The 22,538-nt window shown below is 73.0% G+C and carries 13 protein-coding genes and 1 pseudogene; 6 read left to right on the forward strand and 8 right to left on the reverse strand.

The annotated features are described in order from the left end of the window. Positions 1-7 precede the first annotated feature (7 nt). The 5 genes from ACZ6ZQ_RS18920 to ACZ6ZQ_RS18940 form a co-directional block, all read right to left on the reverse strand. Positions 8-2,725 carry an FG-GAP-like repeat-containing protein gene (locus ACZ6ZQ_RS18920; RefSeq protein ID WP_469769635.1) on the reverse strand — a complete coding sequence of 906 codons (2,718 nt, stop codon included), beginning with the start codon at positions 2,723-2,725 and terminating at the stop codon, positions 8-10. 338 nt (positions 2,726-3,063) lie between these two features. Next, on the reverse strand, positions 3,064-3,837 hold the full coding sequence (locus ACZ6ZQ_RS18925) for a VOC family protein (RefSeq protein ID WP_469769636.1): 774 nt from the start codon (positions 3,835-3,837) through the stop codon (positions 3,064-3,066). Between the two features lie 162 nt (positions 3,838-3,999). Then, positions 4,000-4,998 (reverse strand): ABC transporter ATP-binding protein, encoded by a 999-nt coding sequence (locus tag ACZ6ZQ_RS18930; RefSeq protein WP_469769760.1) that lies wholly within the window; start codon positions 4,996-4,998, stop codon positions 4,000-4,002. Positions 4,999-5,027: 29 nt separating this feature from the next. After that, positions 5,028-7,748, reverse strand: coding sequence for an FtsX-like permease family protein (locus ACZ6ZQ_RS18935; protein WP_469769637.1), 2,721 nt, complete (start codon positions 7,746-7,748; stop codon positions 5,028-5,030). Between the two features lie 64 nt (positions 7,749-7,812). Beyond that, entirely contained in the window at positions 7,813-11,136 is a 3,324-nt protein-coding gene (locus ACZ6ZQ_RS18940; protein WP_469769638.1) for an FtsX-like permease family protein, read from the reverse strand. Between the two features lie 690 nt (positions 11,137-11,826). Here ACZ6ZQ_RS18940 and ACZ6ZQ_RS18945 point away from each other — a divergent pair. From ACZ6ZQ_RS18945 to ACZ6ZQ_RS18955, 3 genes are all read left to right on the forward strand, one after another. Next, the gene (locus ACZ6ZQ_RS18945; protein WP_469769639.1) at positions 11,827-12,126 is read left to right on the forward strand and encodes a hypothetical protein; all 300 of its coding nucleotides are present in this window, start codon (positions 11,827-11,829) and stop codon (positions 12,124-12,126) included. A 285-nt stretch (positions 12,127-12,411) separates the two neighbouring features. Beyond that, positions 12,412-13,551: a ribosome small subunit-dependent GTPase A gene (rsgA, locus tag ACZ6ZQ_RS18950; RefSeq protein ID WP_469769640.1), complete on the forward strand. Its 1,140-nt coding sequence runs from the start codon at positions 12,412-12,414 to the stop codon at positions 13,549-13,551. A gap of 271 nt (positions 13,552-13,822) precedes the next feature. Beyond that, a complete protein-coding gene (locus ACZ6ZQ_RS18955; protein WP_469769761.1) occupies positions 13,823-15,157 on the forward strand; it encodes a bifunctional transcriptional activator/DNA repair enzyme AdaA in 1,335 nt (444 codons plus the stop codon). Positions 15,158-15,771: 614 nt separating this feature from the next. Here the strand turns inward: ACZ6ZQ_RS18955 and ACZ6ZQ_RS18960 are convergent. The 3 genes from ACZ6ZQ_RS18960 to ACZ6ZQ_RS18970 form a co-directional block, all read right to left on the reverse strand. Then, the gene (locus ACZ6ZQ_RS18960; protein WP_469769641.1) at positions 15,772-16,149 is read right to left on the reverse strand and encodes a PPOX class F420-dependent oxidoreductase; all 378 of its coding nucleotides are present in this window, start codon (positions 16,147-16,149) and stop codon (positions 15,772-15,774) included. A 356-nt stretch (positions 16,150-16,505) separates the two neighbouring features. Further along, complete coding sequence (locus tag ACZ6ZQ_RS18965; RefSeq protein WP_469769642.1) at positions 16,506-16,988, reverse strand: DUF456 domain-containing protein; 483 nt, start codon at positions 16,986-16,988, stop codon at positions 16,506-16,508. Between the two features lie 23 nt (positions 16,989-17,011). Further along, the gene (locus ACZ6ZQ_RS18970) at positions 17,012-18,088 is read right to left on the reverse strand and encodes a helix-turn-helix domain-containing protein (protein WP_469769643.1); all 1,077 of its coding nucleotides are present in this window, start codon (positions 18,086-18,088) and stop codon (positions 17,012-17,014) included. A 560-nt stretch (positions 18,089-18,648) separates the two neighbouring features. Between ACZ6ZQ_RS18970 and ACZ6ZQ_RS18975 the strand changes: the two are divergent. From ACZ6ZQ_RS18975 to ACZ6ZQ_RS18985, 3 genes and pseudogenes are all read left to right on the forward strand, one after another. Next, positions 18,649-18,996 (forward strand): annotated as a pseudogene (locus tag ACZ6ZQ_RS18975) (S8 family serine peptidase); the annotation flags it as partial. Positions 18,997-19,228: 232 nt separating this feature from the next. Then, a complete protein-coding gene (locus ACZ6ZQ_RS18980; protein ID WP_469769644.1) occupies positions 19,229-20,698 on the forward strand; it encodes a protein phosphatase 2C domain-containing protein in 1,470 nt (489 codons plus the stop codon). A 41-nt stretch (positions 20,699-20,739) separates the two neighbouring features. Next, a complete protein-coding gene (locus ACZ6ZQ_RS18985; RefSeq protein ID WP_469769645.1) occupies positions 20,740-22,482 on the forward strand; it encodes a pyruvate dehydrogenase in 1,743 nt (580 codons plus the stop codon). The last annotated feature ends 56 nt before the right edge of the window (positions 22,483-22,538 follow it).

Here is a 22,538-nt window from a genome sequence, read left to right on the forward strand (position 1 = left end):
GTCGGGTCTACGGGGTGATCAGCCGGCCGATCCCGATACCCGCGGGCGCGCCCAGGAGCGTCGTGTCGTAGTAGACGCCCGACGACGGCACGACACCGGACGTGCCGCTGTTGTCGAGCTGGAGGATCACGCCGTTGTTCGCGTCCTCGCCGTCCGCGCCGAGCGCCAGATCCGCCCGGGAGTAGCCGGACAGATCGGTCAGCGACACCGCCGAACCGAGCCGGTCGTTGGGCTCGGCCGTACCGGGAATGCCGGTGGTGTCCTGGTGGTAGGCGACCGCTCCGGTGGCCGTCATGCCGGTGGCGGAGCCGCGGATCAGGAGCACCTGGCCCGTGTTGGACTGGTTGACGCCGCCCAGGGTGAGGTCCTCTCCGGGCAGGCCGGTGAGGATGTCGCCGTACCCGTCGAGGTTGACGTCACCGATGGAGACCGAGGCACCCATGGAGTCACCGGACTCGTCCGTGTCGGGGATGCCGGTGGTGTTCTGCTGGAAGGTCTGCCGCCCGGTCGTGGTCAGTCCGGTGGCGGAGCCGAGCACCGTGGCGACCGCGCCGCCGGCGGCGGTGTGACCGGACTCGGCGGCGTTCGGCTGGCCGATGACCAGGTCGTCGTATCCGTCGCCGTTGATGTCGCCGGCGGCGAGTGAGCGGCCCCCGCGCGGGTAGAGGACGCCGACCCGCTGCAGACCGGTGGCCGAGCCCTTGAGCGCGACCAGCCGGCCGACGCCCGCGGAGTCACGGTAGGTGATCGCCGCGTCGGCGTATCCGTCGCTGTTGAAATCGCCGCTCGTGGCGGAGGCGAAGGACACCACCGAGGTGTTCGCGGTGTCGCTCAGCCAGCCGGCCTTGGTGGCGTAGGTGGGGTTCTTGGACTCGAACATCCACCAACGACCCGGCTTGCCGGGGGCGACGGACAGGACGTCGGCCGTGCCGTCGGCGTTGAAGTCGCCGGTGGTGACGGCGGTGCCGAGCTTGTCACCGGTCACCCGGTAGGCGGGCGAGGTCATGTAGCTGACGCCGGAGTTCAGCCCCGGGCCGTTCAGAACGGTCACCGAGCCGGTGTCGGTGTGGCCGGACTCGTCGTCCTCGCCCGGCGTGCCGACGACCAGGTCGGCATGGCCGTCACCGTTGAAGTCGCCCCAGGCGGAGGTGGTGCCGAACTGGTCGCCGCCCTCCGATTCACCGGGCACGCCCGTGCTGTTCTGGTCGATGGACTGCCGCACCGTCGTGCTCGGCCCGTCGGTGGTGCCCGGCAGGACCGTCACCCGGCCCGCGCTGTTCGCCGTCTTCGGCAGACCGGCGACCAGGTCGGTGATGCCGTCCCGGTTGTAGTCGGCCGTCGGGATCGCGGAGCTGCGGCCGGCACCGGCGGCGAAGTTCCGGATCGAGGAGAGCTTGGCGTACAGGTTCTTGCCGGGGCAGGCAGTGGCGAACGCGTCGCGGTGTCCGGAGATGACGCTCATCGTGGCCTGCTGGCCCGTCGTGTACTTGCCCGTGTCGCCCTGCGCGGTCAGGGTGACGGTGCCCTTCGGGTTGCCGCCGTACTGGCCGAGCTTCCACGCCGCGACGCGGGCCGCCGACTGCAGGGCGGCCTTCGAGGGCTGCCCGGCGGGCTTGCCGGTCGCCGGGTCGCCCTCGAAGTCGCCGAGGAAGGCGATGGCGGTGGAGTAGCTGTTGAAGCCGTAGGTGTGCGCGCCCTTGACGGGCAGGTCGATACCGCCGCCGCGGCCCTCGAAGATCCGGCCGCACTTGTCGACCAGGAAGTTGTAGCCGAGGTCGTTCCAGCCCTCGCTCTGGATGTGGTACGTCATGATGCCGCGGACCAGGGCCGCCGACTCGGCGCAGCTGTAGTTGTTGCTGCCGACGGTGTGGTGGATGAAGACCGCCTGGATCTTCTCGATGTACTCGGCCGGGTCGTCGACGAGCGACTCGTCGGCGCCCCACGCGGCGCGGCTGATGATCGGGGGCTGCCTGACCGTCGACGGCAGCGGGGCCGGCTTGGTCGGGGTGGGGGTCGGCGTGCCGGTGCCGGACGGGGTCCCGGTGGGCGTGGCCGTCTCCGTGCCGGTCGGCGTGACGGTGTCCGTCGGGGCGGCGGTCTCACTCGGCGTGTCGCTCGGGGCGGCGCTGTCCGTGGGGACCACGGTGTCCGTCGCCGCAGGGGAGGGGGTCTCCTCCACGGCGAACGCCGCGTTGTCCATGGCGGGCGTGGGTGAGCTCAGGCCCGCGGCCGGCGCGGCGGGGTTCTTGGCCTCGGCCTTGCTGACACCGGGGTCCACCATGTGCAGCTTCAGGCCCTTGGGCAGTGCCTTCTCGCCGTCCACGCGCACCTGTACGGCGGTCGAAGGGCCGACCCACAGGGGCTCGGAGGCACCCCGTCCGTTGCCTTCCGCGCCGTCCGGCCGGTGCGTGTCGAATTCCACGGCCTGCCAGCCGGACCACTTGCCCGTCGCAGCACTGCGCGTACGGACCCGCGCCGTGCCCGTGACCTCGGCCGTGGCCCCGTCCCAGCCGATACCGACCAGCGAGAACGGCTCGGCTTCGGTGGCGGGCAACTCCCGCTCGGTGGCTCCGCCGTCGGCGAGCGCGAGAGTACGGAGCTTCGCCGCCCGCTCGTGGAGCGCGGGCCTGCTCGGCGGATCGGACGGATTGGCCGTCGCCACCGTGACCACGCCCGCCCCACCGAGGACCACGGCCCCGATGGTCAGCCATGCCCGTCGTTTCATGCTCAACGGTCGGTACGCGTGCGACGTACGCGGGCTCAAATGCCCCACCCCTCAGAAGAGTCCACTGGAGACGCACCCGTCACGGGAGCGCTTGCACTATGCAGCGACCCCGGACGGCGAAACATCACGGCCCGGCGGTGATATGTGACACGGTTCACATGGGTTCACATGGGGAGGGGTGAAGAGTCGTACGGGCGCCCGTGGCCCCGGCTCACCGACGGGCATCGGTCCGTGAGGTGCTCGACGTCATGGACGACCGGGGCCGCGCCGTGGGCGGTCGGCGCACGGCACGCGAGCCCGGCAAGTCCGAACGAGACGCCCTGGGCGGCAGCCGGGACTCAGGCGCCTTCGTCGGACTCCGGCGCCTGGCTCTCCACGGACGAGAGATGGAACAGGCCGCCCTCCGGGTCACGCACGGTCGCCACCCGCCCGAGCGGAGTGTCCCGCGGAGGCGTGATGATCGTGCCGTTCGCCGCGGCGGCCCGGGCCACCGCGGCGTCCACGTCATCGCGGCAGAAGTGGACATGCCATTTCGGCCTGATCTCCGGATCCGGTGACGCCGCCACGCCGCCGTACAGCCCGGCCACGGCCTGCCCGCCGGCCCACAGCATCACCCGGTCGTGCTCGTAACGCACGTCGATACGGTCGGGTCCCTGGGAGTCCCATTCGAACACCCCGCCGTAGAACAGCGCCGAGTCGAACGGGTCCCTCGTATGGAGCTCGAGCCACGCCACGGCGCCGGCACCGCGGCCCGCGTGCCAGCCGGGGTCGACCGGACCCTCCCAGATGCAGAACAGGGCGTCCACGGGGTCGGCGGCCCACGCCACCCGTCCCCGTCCGAAGGCGAGCGGGCCCACGGCGACCGTGCCGCCCCGCTCCCGCACGCGGGAGGCCACCGCGTCCGCACTGTCCGCCACGAAATAGGCCGTCCAGGCGACCGGCAGCCGCACCCCCATGGTCTGCGCGGACTCGACGAGACCCGCGACCGGCGCCCCCTCCGCCAGCGCGACGACGTACGAGCCCTGTGCCTGCGCGTCCGGCTCGAATTCCCAGCCGAACACCGCACCGTAGAAGTCCTGGGCGGCCTTCATGTCCTGTGTCGTCAGGCTCACCCAGCAGGGCGTGCCCTGAACCCCACGCGCTGTGGCCGCCAAGGCCGCTCACCTCATTCCTGTCATCCCTGCGCAGGAATCGACTCCCTCACACCCTTCAACAGAATCAGGACCGTCGCCACCGCAGGCGGCCCGGACAGGGGCCGGGGCGCGCGTTCAGGCCTAGTCCGTGTCGTCCTTGTCCGTGTCGTCCGGCCAGATTCCGATGTGGTCGTGCTCCAGCTCCAGCATGACCCGGTCGCGCATGCCGAGGGACTCCGTGTACTCCGCGGGAAGCTGAAGGCGGCCGGCGCGGTCCAGCATCGCGTACTCCCTTGCCACCACCGACTCCTGGCCCGTCGCCGCGTCGATCTCCGTACGCCGCAGGATCTCCGTGGAGGTGCGGCCGTCGCGGATGGCCACCGTACGACGGACCTCATCGGCCACCGCCTGGTCGTGGGTGACGATGACGATCGTCGTGCCGAGCTGTTCGTTCGCCGCGCGGAACGCCGCGAAGATCTGTTCGGCCGTCTGGGAGTCGAGCTCGCCCGTCGGCTCGTCGGCGAGCAGCACCGACGGCTCGTTGGCCAGCGCCACCGCGATCGCCACACGCTGCTGCTGGCCACCGGACATCTGCCGCGGGTGGCGGTCACGGCAGTCGGCGACGTCCAGCAGGGACAGCAGGGACATCACGTACTCGCTGCGCTCCGTCTTCTTCTTCGCCTTCCGCGTGCCACGGCCGCGCAGCTGCATCGGCAGCGCCACGTTCTGCGCGGCGGTCAGATACGGCAGCAGATTGCGTGCCGTCTGCTGCCAGACGAAGCCGACGGTCTCGCGCCGGTAGCGCAGCCGCTCCTTCGCGCCCATCGTCAGCAGATCGCAGCCGGCCACCTTCGCCGCGCCCGCCGTCGGCTCGTCCAGGCCCGCGAGGATGTTCATGAGCGTCGACTTGCCACTGCCGGACGCGCCGACCAGAGCCATCAACTCGCCCTCCCGGACCAGGAGATCGAGCCCCTGCAGCGCCTGCACCTCCACGCCGTCGGCGGTGAAGATGCGCACCAGACGGTCGCAGGTGATCAGCGCGTCGTGGCCGTACTCCGGGCTGTCGCGACGGGCCGCCGCCCGGCGCTCGAGCTCCCCGAGAGTGGTCCCCGCGGAGGCGGTCGAGGCCGCCCCGGCCATGGAGGCCGGTGCGGCCGCGGAGGAGTCGGTCATCGCGTGTCTCCTGCCCTGAGTTCGGTCGTTGTCGTGCGCCGGGTGGTCACCCAGGCCTGCGCCGCCGCCACCGCCGCGGCGATCACCACCACGGCGAGCGCGGGCAGCAGCAGACTCCACGGGTCGGCCCGCAGCTGTACGGGGCCGGGCGAGGTGACGTTCGCGGCCAGGGCCAGCCGGCCCAGATCGATACCGGGTGCCAGCAGCCGGATCGCCGCCCAGCCGACCAGCGCACCGCCCACGGCGGCCAGCAGCGCCTGCGGCAGGGACTCCAGGACCAGCAGCCGACGCCCCTGACGGCGGGTCAGGCCCATGGTGCGCAGCCGGCCCAGCAGCGCGGCCCGCTCCGGGGCGGCCTGCAGCAGCGACAGCAGCACCGCCAGCACGGCGTACCCGGCGCCCGCGACGGCGGCCACCGCGTAGACCCGTTCGGCGCCGCTCTGCACCGGCGACTCGGTGAAGCCGTCCCGTTCGGCGGAGCGCAGCGTGACCGCCGCGCCGCCGCCCGTCGTACGGGCCGCGGCCTTCAGTGCGCTACCGGACACGGAAGGGCCCGAGACCAGCAGTGTGGTGGTGGCGGCGCCGGGCAGGCCCGCCGCGTCGACCACGAGGAAGTCGCCGTCGGCCGAGGCCGGGGTGGCGTCGCGCACCAGGTCCACCCGTACGGTGAACGGGCTGCCCGCGGGACCGACCTCGGTCACCCCGCCGCCCAGCCGTTCGGCGACCCCGGGGGAGGCGAGCGCCGGCAGAGCCCCGGACGACCTGCGCAGTTCATCGGCGCGGAAGGCCCCGAGGCCGGTGCGCCCGGCCAGCCGGGCGTAGGAGTCCGGGTCGACGGCGACCAGCGTCACGCTCTCGCCGCCGCCGTCCCTCAGGTCCAGGTCGTACTCGCGGTGGACGGGCGCGACGTCCCGCACCCCGGGCACTTTCCGTACGGCGTCGGCCACCGTGTCCGGCACCTCGTCGGCCGCCTCGACCCGGGCATCGGCGCCCACCGCGACCAGCGAAGCCCGGTCACGGGCGTCGTCGACCCCGGCGAGCACCGAGCCGCCGAACGCCGCCGTGGTCAGGGCCACGAGCAGTGCGAGCAGCGGAAGCGCGGCGGTGGCGGGGGACCGGCCCGCACGGGCCAGTGACAGAAAGCCGACCGCACCACGCCGGCGCGCCACCGGCAGCGCCGCGAGCCGCAGCGGCAGCGGATACAGCCGCACCAGCAGCAATGCGGCGATCACGCCCACCAGCACCGGGGCGGCGCTGACCAGTTGGTCCGCGTCGCCGTCCGACGTGCCCCGGCGGCGCAGCGCGGCCACCGCCGCCACGGTCAGCACCAGCAGCGTCAGCTCGGCCACGGTCCGCCGGCGCGAGGGCCTGGCCCGTACGAGATCGTTCCGTCCGTCGTGCAGCCGCGTCCGCCGGTGCACGAACGCGGCCCGCAGCGGCAGCGCGGCACACCCGACCAGCGCGACCGCGGCCGACGCCAGGAGGGGCGGCAGCAGCCGGCCCCCGGGTACGAGGACGAGAGCGAGGACACCGCCGAGAGCCGCCGCGGGCAGCACCGGAACGGCGGCCTCCGCGAGCAGCCGCCCCGCGACACCGCGGACCGAACCGCCGCGTGAGCGCAGCAGGGACAGTTCGGCGTGCCGCCGTGCGGCGGCCAGCCCGCCGGTCATCAGCAGCACGACGCAGGCGACGCTGCCGACACCGAAACCGGCGACCGCGACCACCGGATCGATGGCGGAGACGACCCCCTCGAACTCGAGGAGGATGTCGTCCAGACCGGAACTGATCTCCAGCTCCGGCGAGACGGCGGTGCGAAGGCGCGCCTGCAGCGGGCCGTGTTCGAGGGAGGCGACCGCTTCCTTGATCCGGGGCGGATCGCCGACGCCGAGCCCGGCCGGGTCGGTGGCCACGCGCCAGTAGAACTCGGTCTCCGCCGACACCGACAGCAGCGCCGGTGCCGCTTCCGGGGCCAGCAGCAGCGCGCCGTGCCAGTACGGCTGCGGGACGGGCGGCGGCGTGTAGAGGAACGTCGGTGTACGCAGGACCGGTTCGACGGACCAGTAGCTCAGCTCGGGGCGCACCGGTTCGACGATGCCCGTGACCCTGACGGCGAGCGGTGCGCCTCCGCCGGGGCGCGGTACGTGGACGGTCGAACCGGGCTTGATGGTGAGGGCCTTGGCGGTGGCCGTGGTGACCGCGGCCTCCACGACGTCGGTGGCCGGGGTGACGGAGTCCTTCGCAGCCCTTGGTGCCCGTCCTGAGCGAAGGGTGGAGTGCTTGTCGAGCCCTGTCGGGGCGCTGAGGGTGAACACCGGTGCCCCGCCGTCCAGTTCGGGCAGCCAGTCGTCAATGGCCGCCACCGGCTTGGCGGTGCGCACTCCGTACCCGGACTGCCCGGCGTCGGCGCGCAGCGGTTCCGGCAGCGTGGCCAGGATCGTGCGGTACTGCTCGGCCAGCCGCCGGGGGCGCACCGCGGTGGTGCCGGCCCCCTCGTCGCCGTCCTCGTTCAGTGGCGGTACAGCGGTCAGCTGGATACCACTGCGGTCGGGCGCGGAGGTGGTCAGCAGATCGCGCAGCCCCTCGCCCTCGTAGGCGTCCACCGCGCGGGGGAAGGCCGCGGCGAGGAACGACGTGACCAGGACGAGCAGGGCCAGCGCGACAGCGGGGCCGGGCGCGGTCCGCAGCCGGGTACGGACCCAGGGGGCGACGACCTTCACCGCACGCCTCTCCTTAGTCCTCCGTGCGCCGCTCGCTTCCCGCACCTCACTCACCTCCCGCACCTCACTCGCCTCCCTGGACGCGCAGCGATGTCGCCGTATCACCGCGGCGCATGGCCAGCGCCGCGACGACGAGCACGGGCGCGGCGGCAACTCCCGCGACCAGTAGGGCCACCCGTACGACGGGCAGCTCCACCAGCACGCCCGGAACCGGCTGAGTGGCCTGCCCGGTCAGCACGACCAGCGGAACGACGGCACGGGTGAGCACCGTGCCGAGGGCCACGCCGATCACCAGCGCCAGCCCGATGAGCAGCGACTGCTCCACCGCCAGCAGCCGGGCCTGCTGGCGCTGCGGGGCACCGAGCGCCCGCAGCACCGCGAACTCCGCGGACCGCTCCCGCAGCGCTCCGACCGTGCTCACCGCGAAGCCGACCGCGGCCAGCGCGGCGGCGACGACGGCGACCGCGAGCAGTGCCGACTGCGGGCCCGCCCCCAGCGGATCGTCGTGCAGCGCCTGGGCGATCTCGTCACGCACCTCGATCTGCGCGGGGTCGATCTCGGCCCGGTCGCGCAGCGCGGACGCGACCTGGGCCGCCTTGCCGGGCTCGGTGAACAGCCACCACTCGGCGGGCGCGAACGCCGAGTCGGGGCGGGTGGCGAGCACCCGGTTGACGGCACGCAGATCGAGCAGCAGCGCGCCGCCGTCGGTCGCGGTTCCGGCCGCCCGGCCGGGGCCGTGCGCACCGGGCCCGGTCGTCGGGATGTCCCGCAGGACCCCGGCGATCCTCACCCTGACGGGGCCGCCGGGCATCGGAACCTCGATCTCGGAGCCGGTCCTCGCGCCGCTCGACCCGAGGAAGCGGTCGGTCGCCAGCGCGGCCGGCACGCCGGGCGCGGCCCGCTCGGCGGTGATGCGGACGGTGACCGAGCGCTCCTCGATCCAACCGCCTTCGAGGACCGCCACGCCCGTGTGGTACGAGACATCGAGCGGCGTCCCGGTCGACGAGCGCACGGCGGTGACCGCGGGCGGCGTCTCGTCGGCCCCGACGCTCGCGGTGGCCCTCGCCTGCCAGGTGAGGCCCTCGGGCACGGTGACCGGCTGCGCGTCGCCGTCGGCCGTGACCGCACGCATCGTGTCGATCGTGAGCCGCTTGGGCGCGATCCGGTCGGGGTTGCCCTTCTCGTCGAACTCGACCGCGGTCAGCGCCAGTGGACCCGCGTACCTTCCGGCCGGGGCGTCGGCGGCCCTGGCGAGATCCACGGTCATCGTGTGGGGCTTGCCGTCCGACGGGACCGTGTCCGACTGCATCCGGTACGGCACTCCGTAGCGGTCCTCCACCGTGATCGTCGGGTTCACGCCCGACTCGCCGTACGGGCCGTCCTCGGCTGCGTGGAGGGTGATGCCGAGAACGAGGCGCGCCGTGCCGGCGGGCAGCGGCAGCCCGGCGCGGGCGGCCGGCTCCGGGCGCAGGGCCGCGAGCAGACCTCCGGGGTGACCGTCCGCCAGATCGTCCCGCAGCCGGAGTTCCTCGCCGGCCAGTCCGGTGTCGAGCGCCAGCACGGTGGCCTGGCGCCCGCCCGAGAGGCCAAGACCCGTACGGGCGGCCGGGACCGCGGCCTTCACTCCCGGCATCCCGTCGTACACCCCGCCCTGCCCGAACTGGACCGTGCCGCTGCCCAGTACACGGACCGGGGCACCCGAGCGAAAGTCCGCCTGGTCGTCCTGCGAGCGGTCCCAGGACGCGCCCTGGCCGATGGCCAGCACTCCCATTGCGACGGCGAGCACCAGCAGCAGCACCGGGCCCGCGCCGCGCAGCGGTCTGCGACTGAGCTGCCAGCCGGCCAGCGGCGCGGTCAGCCCGCGGCCCCGGGCCGCGCGCCGCTCGGCGAGCCTCGCCGTCGGTGGCAGCAGCCGAAGGGTGAGGACGGTGCCGGCGAGCAGTGCCAGTGCCGGAGCCACGACGAGCAGCGGGTCGATGCCCAGTTCCCCCTGGCGGTCGCCGCTGAGGGCGCCGCCGGTGAGAGTGCGCCGGTCCAGCTGCCAGTACGCGACCGCGGCGACGACGAGGAGCCCCACATCGGCGCCCGCCCGCAGCGGGGCGGGCAGCGCGCGGGCACGGCCGCGTGCCGCCCGGGACGCGGTGAGCGCCGGGGCCGCCATCGCCGCCGCGCAGGCCAGTGCCACCACCGCGCCGACCAGCCAGACCGGCGCGGTCGGACCGGTGGCGGATGCATCGAGGGACAGCCCGATCCTGGCGAGCAGGCCCTGTCCGGCCAGCAGCCGGGTGAGCGGACCGGCGAGCAACGGCGCGCACACGGCGGCGGGCAGCGCGAGCAGCAGCGCCTCCAGGGCGCTGAGCGCGGCGAGCCGGCCGCGCGACGCACCGCGGGCCAGCAGCACCCGGGTCTCGCCCGCGCGTTCCGTGCTCAGCAGCCGTGCCACCAGCAGCAGCGCGTACGCGGCGAGCAGCACCAGCTGACACGAGACGATCAGCAGCGTCGCCCGGGACACCAGCAGCGCCCGCTCCAACTGGTCGAGCACGCCGGGCAGCGAGGTGCTCGCCGTGACACCGCCCTTCAGCGCCGGCTGCGCGGAGAGGAACTTCTGGCTGTTCTTCGCGGCCGTGCGCAGCGCGTCGATCCGGTCGGCGCCGAGTGCGCCGAAGTCACCGGTGGCCAGCCACGACGCACTGCGCCGGGTGATGCGGCCCGAGCCGTGCGCCCCGGCGTCGGTGAGCAGCGGCCCGTACGTGGTGAACGAGTCCTTGCGCACGCCGCGTCCGCCCAGCTCGTCCAGCTGCCAGTACGGGTCGCTCCGGTCGGCCGGGCGGTAGACACCGGTGACGCGTATCCGCACCGCGGGTCCGCCCAGCCGGTCGGCGAGGGTCAGTACCCGCGGCCCCGGCGCGAGCTTCAGCTGCTTCGCGGCCGCCTCGGGCACGGCCACCTCGGTCACCCCGCCCGGGTCCGCGGTGGGCCAGGCGCCCGCCAGGAGCCGGACCCGGGAACGGTCGACGGCGGCGAACTCGGTGAGATCCGGTTCCCCCCGGCGGGCGGCCGGCGTCTGCAGGTCGCGCGGCAGCGCGTACGGCCCCGACCGGTCGAACTGCCGCAGGGTCACCGGCAGTCCGTCGAACGACTGCTGTGCCCCGCGCCGCGCGGCCCGCGCCGCCGCTTCGCGGTCCCCGCCCGGATTGTCCGAGGTGATGACCAGTGCGGCGGCTGCGGCGTCCCTGCTCCGCAGCGCGTGCCGCAGCCCGGCGTCCCCGACGGAGCCGGCGAAGGCGGCGAGCGTGGTCAGTACGGCCGTGGTCAGCAGGACGGCGAGCAGTGCGGCCGCGAGCAGCAAGCGGTGTCCGCGTGCACGGAGAAACAGAAACCCCGTCATCGCCGTCCCCCCGTTGTGCCGATGAGCGTCCCCCGAAAGCCCTTTCGGGACGGCATGTTTTCAGACGCGACAGGGGGAAGTGACCGCTCATGCATGCGACTTGATCGGATCGTGACCGGATTCCGGGGTGGGAGCACCGGAATCCGAGCTCCCGTTTCCGGCGTGCGGCAGCCCGTCACCCATGTGTCAGGACGGCGTCGGCGCGGCCGCGTGCGGTGCGGGAGAGGCGCAAGGGCGGCTGCGCCCCACAGCCCGGGTGCGGTGACCGGCCTCCCGGGGCACGCTGGTGCTAGGGCCTGTCGTCGGGATCAGGCCGGCAGCGACATCTGCGGCTACCGCCGCGGGGCGAGCGGGGTCTGGTGCGTGCAGATGCAAGGCGGAGGAGGGAGCCACTGGCGGTGGGGGCACCTCCCGTGCCCGAAGGGCTACGGGGGACATTGGCGACTGACGACAACGCAGCTGGGGGTCCCCCCAGGCGAAGCTCTGGGGGAGTGCGTGCCAGGGCACGCGAGCCGGGCAAGATCCGAACGACAGGCCCTAGGGCGTCTCGCTTGGAAACGCAGCGAGGTGCAGTGCCAGGGCACGCGAGCCCGGCAAGATCCGTACGAGATGCCCTAGGGCCTACCGGGTCTGCAGGGCCTGAGGCTGCCAGCCGCCCGGCCGACGGCCGCGGAGGAAGGGGTGCCATCGATGTTCGCGAGACTGAGCACCTACCAGGGATCGCCCGTGCCCGGGCACGGTGACCTGACGGCGAGTTCGGAAGCGATTGTCAGGCAGGTCCGGGGTATGCCCGGCTTCCTGGGCGTGTACTACTTCGTCGACCGGGCAACCGGGAAAGCCGTTTCGCTGACCCTGTGGGCGGACGAACAGACCATGCATGCCAGCGAGGAGCTGGCCGATCAGATCCGGGTGGAAACCGCTCGGAGAGAAGGCCAGCGTGTCCTCTCCGTCGAACGGTTCGAGGTGGGCTTCAGCCACCTCGTACCGTGACGTGCGCAGCGCATCGCGGACATCGCGGATATCGCTGACATCGCCGCACGCACGTCGCAGGAGCGCACCGGAGAAACGGCCGGAAAATCATTGGCGCCGCCGGACAGGCCGGCGGTAGGTTGCGATCGTTTCCGCGGAGGACGCGGATCCGGAGAAAGAAGCGGAGGTGAGGACATTGATGACGGTCATTGCGCTGGGCGCTGCCCCGACTCGGAAGTTCATCATTCCCACCCCCGTGGTCTCCGGCTGAGCTCCTTCTTTCCTGCTCTTCTTCCGCGCACGTCCATGTGCGCATGCCGGGGCCACCCTTGTGAAGGGTTTCCCTTGTCTCTCTCTTCTGTTCCGTCCTCGTCGCACCCGCTCACCCCGTACGGCTGGGACGAAGGAATCGCCGCCGAGTTCGCTCCGTACACCGCCCAGGGCCTGGTGCCCGGCCGGGTCGTGCGGGTCGACCGGGGGCAGTGCGACGTCGTCACCGCGGCCGGGACCGTCCGCGCCGACACGGCGTTCGTCACGCCGCACGACCCGCTGAGGGTCATCTGCACCGGGGACTGGGCGGTCGTGGACGCCGACGGCAGCCCGTGCTACGTCCGGACGTATCTGCCCCGGCGCACCGCGTTCGTGCGGTCGACGTCGTCCCAGCGGTCCGAGGGGCAGATCCTCGCCGCAAACGTCGACCACGCGATCATCGCGGTCTCGCTCGCCGTCGAGCCGGACCTCGGGCGGATCGAGCGCTTCCTGGCGCTGGCCTGGGAGAGCGGCGCACAGCCGCTCGTCGTCCTCACCAAAGCCGACCTGGTGCCGGACGTCACCGGCAGGTCGTACCTCGTGCAGGACGTGGAGACCGTGGCGCCCGGAGTGCAGGTACTGCCGGTGAGCTCACTGACCGGCGAGGGCATGGACGTGCTCGCGGCGGTCGTCTCCGGCGGTACCAGCGTGCTGCTCGGGGTGTCCGGCGCCGGAAAGTCCACACTGGCGAACACGCTGCTCGGCGACGACGTCATGGAGGTCCAGGCGGCCCGTGACGTCGACGGCAAGGGCCGCCACACCACCACCACCCGCAATCTGCTCGCCCTCCCGGGCGGCGGGGTCCTGATCGACACACCGGGGCTGCGCGGGGTCGGTCTCTGGGACGCGGGCACCGGAGTCGGGCAGGTCTTCTCGGAGATCGAGGAACTGGCCGAGGGCTGCCGCTTCCACGACTGCGCGCACGAGTCGGAGCCGGGGTGCGCGGTGCTCGCCGCGATCGAGGACGGCTCCCTGCCGGAGCGCAGGCTCGACAGCTACCGCAAGCTGCTCCGCGAGAACCAGCGGATCGTCGCCAAGACCGATGCCCGGGTGCGGGCGGAGATCCGCCGCGACTGGAAGCTGAAGCACGCGGAGGGCCGCGCGGCCATGGAAGCCAAGCGGGGGCGCGTCCGCTGAGCGGGGGGCTCTGCCCCCACCCCCGCCCCTCGATCGCCGGCGAGGCCGGATCTTCCGGCCCGTCCGGCGATCGAGGACACGGCCGAAGGCCGTACAGGGGGCCGGGGGCGAAGCCCCCGGTTTCGGGACGGGCGGTTTCGGGACGGGCGGTTTCGGGACGGGGCGGGGAGAGAGCCCGCCGCAGGCGCCCCGGTCCGGCAGCTCGCGGCGCTACCGTGGTGTCCGAAAACCGCCAGAAGCCGCACGGCGCACCGCGGACACTGGACACGTGATGGACGAAGACACCAGGTACGAGGCCGTGAGCAGCCGTGACGCGCGGTTCGACGGCGAGTTCTTCTTCGGCGTCCGCACGACCGGCATCTACTGCCGCCCGAGCTGCCCCGCCGTCACGCCCAAACGGAAGAACGTCCGGTTCTTCCCGACCGCCGCAGCCGCACAGGGACACGGCTTCCGGGCCTGCCGACGCTGCCGGCCGGACGCCGTCCCGGGATCGGCCGAGTGGAACGTACGGGCCGATGTCGTCGGACGGGCGATGCGGATGATCGGTGACGGCGTGGTCGACCGGGAGGGTGTGCCCGGTCTCGCGGGCCGCCTCGGGTACAGCGCGCGGCAGGTGCAGCGGCAGCTCAACGCCGAGCTCGGCGCGGGGCCGGTCGCGCTCGCCCGCGCCCAGCGGTCCCACACCGCACGCGTTCTGCTCCAGACAACCGGGCTGCCGGTCACGGAGATCGTGTTCGCGTCCGGTTTCTCGAGTGTGCGCCAGTTCAACGACACGATCCGCCGGACCTACGCCCGTACGCCGAGCGAACTCCGCGCCGAGACGGGATCCAGGCAGGCCGTGAACAGCGCCGGGATCCCGCTGCGCCTCGCCCACCGGGGGCCCTACGCGGCCCGCGAGGTCTTCGACCTGCTCGTGCAGGAAGCCGTGGACCGGATCGAGGAGGTCGCCGGCGCCACCGGCAGCCGTACGTACCGGCGTACCCTGCGGCTTCCGTACGGCTCCGGCATCGTCTCCGTCGACGAACGCTCGGCCGGACCCTGGCTGGAGGCCCGCATCCAGCTGAGCGACCTGCGCGACCTGACCACCGCCGTCCAGCGGCTGCGCCGGCTCTTCGACCTCGACGCCGACCCGTACGCCGTCGAGGAACGTCTCTCCGCCGACCCCGCGCTCGCCCCGCTCGTCGCCGCCCGCCCCGGGCTGCGCTCACCCGGGACGGCCGAGCCGGAGGAGTTCGCCGTGCGGGCCGTCCTCGGCCGCGAGGAGGCCGCGCGACTCGTCGAGGCGTACGGCAAGGTCCTGGACCAGCCCTGCGGCGGGCTCACACATCTCTTCCCCGAACCGGCCGTGCTGACGGACCACCCGGTCGCCGGCCCGCTCGCGAGCGCCGTCGCCGACGGGCACCTGCGCCTCGACCCCGGCGCGGACCGCGACGAGGCCGAGCGGACGCTCCTCGCCCTGCCCGGCGTCACGCCCCGCACCGCCGCGCTGATCCGCATGCGCGCACTCGGGGACCCGGACGTCGCCCCCGACGACGGCCGCGACGACGAGTCCCACCGGCCATGGCGTTCGTACGCGGCCCGGTACCTCGCCACCACGGACCGCTAGGTCGTGTCTGACACATAGCGCCGTCCGCCCGCAGGGCGGGGCGCGCGGCGTCCGGTGCGTGCAATCGCAAGGCGGTGGGGGCACCTCCCAGGCGCAGCTCTGGGGGAGATCATCCTCGTACTGGACGTACGTGGACGACTCCGACCACGCAGCGTGGGGGCAGCTCCCGTGCCCGAAGGGCTACGGGGGAGGGCGTGCCGGGCATCGCGCGCCAGGCGGGATTTGTCAGACACGGCCTAGCGCGTCCGGCCTACGGCGCGAGCCACTCCGCCTGGAGCCGGGCGCCGCGTTGGTCTCTCCTGTGAACAGCCAGTTCGAGGTGACGGCACTTCCGGTGGTCCGGAAGGCCCTGAGGGAGATCACGTCACCGGCATTCAGCTGAACGATCGTTGACGCGTCCTGCGAGGTGCCCGGGCCGACCGGGGCGTCCGCGGTGTCCTGTCCGTCGAAGGCGACGACACTGCCGTTGACGGAGATGCGGAGTTGACGCTGTCCCTCGTCAGGCTCGTGATCAATACACCTCGGCCCTGTCCGGCTCCTGGCTTCCGGCTCCCGGCCTCCGGCTTCCGGCTCCCGGCCTCCGGCTTCCGGCTTCCGGCCTCCGGCCTCCGGCCCTACGGGGAGGGCTCTTCCAGGCCCCAGCTGTGGATCTTCTTCGGGTGGATCCGGATCACCTCCTCGCTGAAGTGCGGCCCCAGCTCGTGCGGCCCCGTCAGCAGCTCCGCCTCGCCCCGGATGTCGACCCCGCGCACCCGCCACGGCCGCGTGCTCACGATGTCGTCCACAACGAGCGCGACCTTCGGGTTCGCCTGCAGATTGCGCCACTTCTTCGTCTTCCCCATGGCCAGTCCGCCGACGAGGATCGTGCCGTCGCCCTGGGGGAAGAAGCCGACCGGGTTGGCCTGTGGCTGCCCCTGAGGGTCCACGGTCGCCATCCGCCCCAGCTTCTGGGTCCTGAGATACGCGCGCTCGGCTTCGCTGAATTCGGTCATGAGGTGAGCATCGCCCGCCCCGATCGGCTGCGCATCGGCATGTCGTCCTCGTCCGGAGGTCCTAGGCCGTGTCTCACAAATCCCGCCTGGCGCGCGACGCCCGGCACGCCCTCCCCCGTAGCCCTTCGGGCACGGGAGGTGCCCCCACGCTGCGTTGTCGGAGTCGTCCACGTACGTCCAGTACGCGGATGATCTCCCCCGGAGCTGCGCCTGGGAGGTGCCCCCACCGCCTTGCGATTGCACGCACCGGACGCCGCGCGCCCCGCCCTGCGGGCGGACGGCGCTATGTGTCAGACACGACCTAAGCCAGGGCCGGCCCGGCGCCCGGTGCGGCCGCCCCTCGTTCGGCCGGGGGTTCAGCCCCAGACCACCGCACCCACCCACGCGCCCACGACCAGCAGACAGCCGAACAGCTCGACCAGCACGCTCGTCCCTGCTGCCCGCATCACCGTCCGGGTCGAGGTCATGGCCTCCCCGTGCCCGCCGAGGCGCAGCCGCTCGGAGCCGTACACGCCCCCGATGAATCCCACCACCGCGCCCACCACGGGCAGCAGCACGAAGCCCAGCAGCGCCCCCGTACCCGCGAAGACCGCCATCCGGCGGGTGATGCCCACACCACGCATCCGGCGCGGTCCCAGCTGCCAGACGACCACCTGATTGACCAGCAGCAGCGCCGTCGCGCCGACCAGTACCCACCACGCAAGGGCCGTCCTCGCCTGCACCGCCCACCACAGCACCGCGGACCAGACCAGCCAGGTGCCGGGAACACCCGGAACCAGCACCCCGAGCAGGCCCAGCAGCATCACCATGCCGACCAGTACGAGCTGCCATGCACCCATCTGCCAAGGGTGCAGGACCCCGCTCAGCTCCGCAGGTCGCGCACCAGGTCCTGGCCCGCGGCGCGTTCCAGGTCGCGGGTCGTGTCATGTCCCAGGTCGTGTTCCAGGTCGCGGGCCGTGTCGCGCGCCACCCAGCGCTTCTCGTACGCGTGCCACCCCAGCTGCAGCCGAGTGGTCACCCCGGTCAGCTCCATCAGCCCCTTCACCCGCCGCTGCACGGTCCGCAGGCCCAGCTCCAGCTGCTTCGCGACGCTCGCGTCCGTCATCCCCGCCAGCAGCAGCGACAGGATCTCCAGATCGGTGGCGTCGGGGCCGGGCGTCTGCTCCTCCGTCAGCTGCCCGCCCGCCCCGAGCCGCAGCGGCAGCGCCTCCCGCCACACCGCCTCGAACAGACCCATCAGCGACTCCAGCAGTCCGCTCGCATGCACCACGAGCGCCGCCGGCTCCGAACCCCGCCCGGTCAGCGGCACCATCGCCAGTGTCCGGTCGGCGACCACAAGCTTGGTCGGCACCCGGTCCACGACCCGGACCTGCTCGTCGCGGCCGAGCGACGCCGACACCTCGGTGAGCCCGGAGGGCAGCGCCAGTACCTCGCGCTCGATGACGATGCGGTACGCGACCCCGCGCTGCGAGGCCCGCTCCTCCGCCTCGTTGTCCATCCCCGACACCACGACCGGCTTCCCCGTGACCAGCGCGCAGACCTCGTCCGTCGCACCCAGCTGAAGCTGCAGAAAGCGGTGCGCCACCGCGCTCGCGCCCGTCACCACTTCGACCAGGTCGTGCACGGCCGGTTCCGTGGCCTCCGCCCGGTACTCCTCCGCCAGCAGTGCCGCCGCCAGCTCCGCCTGTTCCAGCTCGTGGCGGTGCTGGGTGAGCAGTGCGCCCAGCGCGACCCCGGGCGGCGCCGCCACCCAGCGGCCCGCCCGCGCGGACGACTGCGCGGCCAGACCGTGCCGCTCCAGCAGACGCAGCGCACGCTCCGTGTCCGTCTCCGGAAGTGCGAGCCGGTGCGCCAGATCGGTGACCTCCGCGGCGCCCAGCGCCACCAGCGCGCGGTACGCCGACTCCTGTCTCGTATCGAGACCTATCGCTCCCAGCACCCCTGTCCCCTCCCCGGACCTGGGCCCTGTCTTCCGGATCCTGCCGGGCTCGCGTGCCCGGCACGCCGATCCAGCCTGATCCAGAAGGCAGGACCTGACCATTCCGCATGTGGCCGACATGTGGCCGACATGATCGTGGCGGAAATCGGCCACGGCGTAAACCCGCCGATCACATCATCCCTGCACCACCCGTCGCTCTGCCAATGAGGCGCCACCGCAGCAGCAACAGCCTCCGGATACATGGCATTTGGTGCCTGTGTGCCGAAATCAAATGGGGAGAGCGATGTGCCCGGTATCGCGTACGGCCGTGGGGGTGGCGACCGCCGCCGCCCTGGTCGTCACCGCGGTCGCGCCGTCCGTGGCCGCCAGGCCGCAGGACGACCCGGCCGGGAACCGACCTCTGACAGGCAGTCAGGCCGCGTCGGCCGCTCAAGGACGGCCCGTCACCGTCACCCTCGTCACCGGCGCCCGCGTACTGGTGCGCGGGGCCGGCACGGCGAGCCCCGCCGCCGCAGCGCTGCCCCGCGAGGACGGCACCGTACCGCTGCTCCAGACCCGCCGTGCAGTGGGCCGTCGACAACAAGGCCGGCATCGCCTCGATGAGCCTCGGCAGCCGCGTACCGACCGACTGCACCGACCCGATGAGCGTCGCCGCCGAACAACTCGCCCAGAACAAGGGCACCCTGTTCGTCGTCGCCGCAGGCAACTCGGGCCCCGCGCTGAACACCGTCTCCTCGCCTGGCTGCGCGCCGAGCGTCCTCACCGTCGGCGCGGTCGACCGCGACGACTCCACCGCGAGCTTCTCCAGCCGCGGCCCGGCGATCGTCTCGCACACCCTCAAGCCGGAGATCGCCGCGCCGGGCGTCGCCATCTCCGCCGCGGCGGCGGGCGGCCGCGGCGTGTACGCGGCGGCAGGAGCCGTGAACCGGTCACCCTGAAGGCCGAGTTGACCGACGCCAACGGCAACTCCGTCACCCAGACGGCGGAACGCGCGTACGACGTGCGCTGACCACCGGTACGTCCGCCGGGCGGCCTTCCCGTGGGGGGCGGGCCGCCCGGTGGACCCATGTGCGGACAGATTCGGGATCGATTTTCGGAATGCTCCGTTTTCGTGCGGCCGCCGCCGTGGACAATATGGGCATGAGTCAGCAGGGGGAGAGGCCCGCCGCCGGCGACGACTGGTGGAACCGGCTGTACGACGAGTCCGCACCGGACACGGGACCCGACCAGGGGGCGGGCGACACCCTCGACGACCGCTTCGACTCCGCGGCGGACACGGTGGGTGTGGTGCCTCCCGAGGCGGCGCCCGAGCACCGCCCCCGCGCCTGGTGGGACCCGTCCCCCCAGCAGGGCGGGGCGCCGTGGGAAGCACCCGCGGCCCCGCCTCGCCCGCAGCGCGCTCCCGCACCACCCCGCCCCCGTACGCCACCGTCCACGGCCCCGGCGCGACCGGAGCCGTCCGCGCCCGCCGCGGCCGGCCCGCCGGTTGCCACCCCGCCGCACGCCGCCGCGCCCCGGCAGCCGGACGTGCCCGCACCGGCTGTGCCCGCACCGGCTGTGCCCGCACCGGCTGTGCCCGGTCCGGATGTGCCCGCACCGGATGCGCCGCCCCGGCCCGCGGCGCTCCCGCGCCCGCGCACCGGGCACGTCGGGGACCGGCCGCCCACCTACGACGCCGAGCCCACCGCGCTGCCCGCCGCACGCCCGCAGCAGCTGGACGAGCTCGTCGCCGACACCGTGCTGGACGGCGCGCGGTACGGGACGTACACCCTGCGGGCCGCGTCCGTGCGCGGCGACTCCGCCCGCTACCGGGGCGAGCCCCGGCGCGACGCGCTGCTGACCGCGCGCTTCGGCGCGGGCGAGGGCGCCCTGGTGCTGGTGGCCGTGGCCACCGGCGCACGCGCCACCGAAGGAGCGCATCTCGCCGCGGCCGACGCCTGCCGCTGGATCGGCGGAGCTGTGGGCCGCAGCCACGCCCGGCTCGCCGACGACATCAGGTCGGGTCGCCGGGGCGACCTCAAGTCCGGGCTGCACCGGCTCACCGACCGTTCCTTCGGCAGGCTCCGCGCCCGCGCCGCCGAACTCGGCCTGCCCCCCGAGGAGTACACGGCGAACCTGAGGTGCCTGCTGCTCTCCGCCGACCCCGCGTGCCGCACCCGGGTGTTCTTCGGCATCGGCGGCGGCGGGCTCTTCCGGCTCCGCGACGGCGGCTGGCAGGATCTCGAACCCGTCGTGCCCGAGCCCTCGGCCGTCACCGGCGAGCCGGTCGTCGGCTACGGATCCCCGGCGCCGGAGGAGACCGGGGACGACCGGCTCACGATGGACCTGGGCATCGCCACACCTCCGTCCCCGTACGTCGAAGCCCCCGTCCCGCCGCCGGCCGAGCCCTTCCGCTTCCGCGCCTCGGTGGCCCGCCCCGGCGACACCCTCCTCCTGTGCAGCGCCGGCCTCGCCGATCCGCTGCGCAGCGAGCCGGCCCTCGCCGGGGAACTCGCGCAGCGCTGGGCCGCGGCCGAGCCGCCGGGCCTCGCTGCGTATCTCGCCGACACCCAGCTCAGGGTGAAGGGCTACGCCGACGACCGCACGGCGTGCGCCGTCTGGGAGGCGTAACACGAGAGGCGTCGCTCACCCGGCCATGGATAGATGGACCCATGGCCAAGCAGAACGTCGCAGAACAGTTCGTCGACATCCTCGCCCGCGCGGGCGTGCAGCGGCTGTACGGAGTCGTGGGCGACAGTCTCAACCCCGTGGTCGACGCCATCCGGCGCAACAGCGCCATCGAGTGGATCCAGGTACGCCACGAAGAGACCGCCGCCTTCGCGGCCGGCGCCGAAGCGCAGATCACCGGCAGGCTCGCGGCCTGCGCCGGCTCGTGCGGCCCCGGCAACCTCCACCTCATCAACGGCCTCTACGACGCCCACCGCTCCATGGCGCCCGTGCTCGCCCTCGCCTCCCACATCCCGTCCTCCGAAATCGGCCTCGGGTACTTCCAGGAGACCCACCCCGACCAGCTGTTCCGCGAATGCAGCCACTACAGCGAGCTCATCTCCAGCCCGAAGCAGATGCCGAGGCTGCTCCAGACCGCGATCCAGCACGCCATCGGCCGCAGCGGGGTCAGCGTCGTCTCGCTCCCCGGGGACATCGCCGCCCAGCAGGCCCCCGAGAAGTCCATCGAGCACGCCCTGGTGACAACCCGCCCGACGGTCCGCCCCGGCGACACGGAGGTCGACGCCCTCGCCCGCATGATCGACGACGCGGACCGCGTCACGCTGTTCTGCGGTAGCGGGACGGCCGGCGCCCATCACGAGGTCATGCAGTTCGCGGAGCGCATCAAGTCACCCGTCGGCCACGCGCTCCGCGGCAAGGAGTGGATCCAGTACCAGAATCCCTACGACGTCGGTATGAGCGGACTGCTCGGCTACGGCGCCGCGTACGAGGCCACCCACGAGTGCGATCTGCTGATCCTGCTCGGCACGGACTTCCCGTACAACGCCTTCCTCCCCGACGACGTCAAGATCGCCCAGGTCGATGTCCGGCCCGAGCACCTCGGCCGCCGCTCCAAGCTGGACCTGGCCGTGTGGGGCGACGTACGCGAGACGCTGCGCTGTCTCACCCCGCGGGTGCGGATCAAGAACGACCGGCGCTTCCTCGACAAGATGCTGAAGAAGCACGCCGAGGCGCTGGAGGGCGTCATCAAGGCGTACACCCGCAAGGTGGAGAAGCACATCCCGATCCACCCCGAGTACGTCGCCTCCGTCCTCGACGAACTCGCCGACGAGGACGCCGTCTTCACCGTCGACACGGGCATGTGCAACGTATGGGCGGCCCGCTATCTCACGCCCAACGGACGGCGCCGCGTCATCGGTTCCTTCAGCCACGGCTCGATGGCGAACGCGCTGCCGCAGGCCATCGGTGCGCAGTTCACCGACCGCGGCAGACAGGTCGTGTCGATGTCGGGCGACGGCGGATTCGCCATGCTGATGGGCGACTTCCTCACTCTCGTCCAGTACGACCTGCCGGTGAAGGTCGTCCTCTTCAACAACTCCTCGCTGGGGATGGTCGAGCTGGAGATGCTGGTCTCCGGACTGCCGTCGTACGGCACCACGAACCACAACCCGGACTTCTCGGCGATCGCGCGGGCGGCAGGTGCGTACGCCGTGCGCGTGGAGAAGCCGAAGCAGCTCGCGGGCGCCCTGAAGGACGCCTTCCAGCACCGGGGCCCGGCCCTGGTCGATGTGGTCACGGACCCGAACGCGCTCTCCATCCCGCCGAAGATCAGCGCCGAGATGGTGTCGGGCTTCGCGCTCTCCGCCAGCAAGATCGTGCTGGACGGCGGGGTGGGCCGCATGGTCCAGATGGCCCGGTCGAACCTGCGGAACGTGCCACGGCCCTGAGACGCGGAGAGTGCCCCGCCGATGACGCGGCGTGAACCGGCATGCGTGGCGGCACC

This window comes from Streptomyces sp. NPDC053673 (assembly GCF_055585225.1).

What these genes read in the sequence shown, in the direction of transcription:
- ACZ6ZQ_RS18985 (WP_469769645.1), top strand. Translation starts at nt 20,740, where the DNA reads ATGGCCAAGCAGAACGTCGCAGAACAGTTCGTCGACATCCTCGCCCGC.
- ACZ6ZQ_RS18955 (WP_469769761.1), top strand. Translation starts at nt 13,823, where the DNA reads ATGGACGAAGACACCAGGTACGAGGCCGTGAGCAGCCGTGACGCGCGG.
- ACZ6ZQ_RS18960 (WP_469769641.1), bottom strand. Translation starts at nt 16,149, where the DNA reads ATGACCGAATTCAGCGAAGCCGAGCGCGCGTATCTCAGGACCCAGAAG.
- ACZ6ZQ_RS18945 (WP_469769639.1), top strand. Translation starts at nt 11,827, where the DNA reads ATGTTCGCGAGACTGAGCACCTACCAGGGATCGCCCGTGCCCGGGCAC.
- ACZ6ZQ_RS18930 (WP_469769760.1), bottom strand. Translation starts at nt 4,998, where the DNA reads ATGGCCGGGGCGGCCTCGACCGCCTCCGCGGGGACCACTCTCGGGGAG.
- rsgA (WP_469769640.1), top strand. Translation starts at nt 12,412, where the DNA reads ATGTGCGCATGCCGGGGCCACCCTTGTGAAGGGTTTCCCTTGTCTCTC.
- ACZ6ZQ_RS18980 (WP_469769644.1), top strand. Translation starts at nt 19,229, where the DNA reads ATGAGTCAGCAGGGGGAGAGGCCCGCCGCCGGCGACGACTGGTGGAAC.
- ACZ6ZQ_RS18920 (WP_469769635.1), bottom strand. Translation starts at nt 2,725, where the DNA reads ATGAAACGACGGGCATGGCTGACCATCGGGGCCGTGGTCCTCGGTGGG.
- ACZ6ZQ_RS18940 (WP_469769638.1), bottom strand. Translation starts at nt 11,136, where the DNA reads ATGACGGGGTTTCTGTTTCTCCGTGCACGCGGACACCGCTTGCTGCTC.
- ACZ6ZQ_RS18965 (WP_469769642.1), bottom strand. Translation starts at nt 16,988, where the DNA reads ATGGGTGCATGGCAGCTCGTACTGGTCGGCATGGTGATGCTGCTGGGC.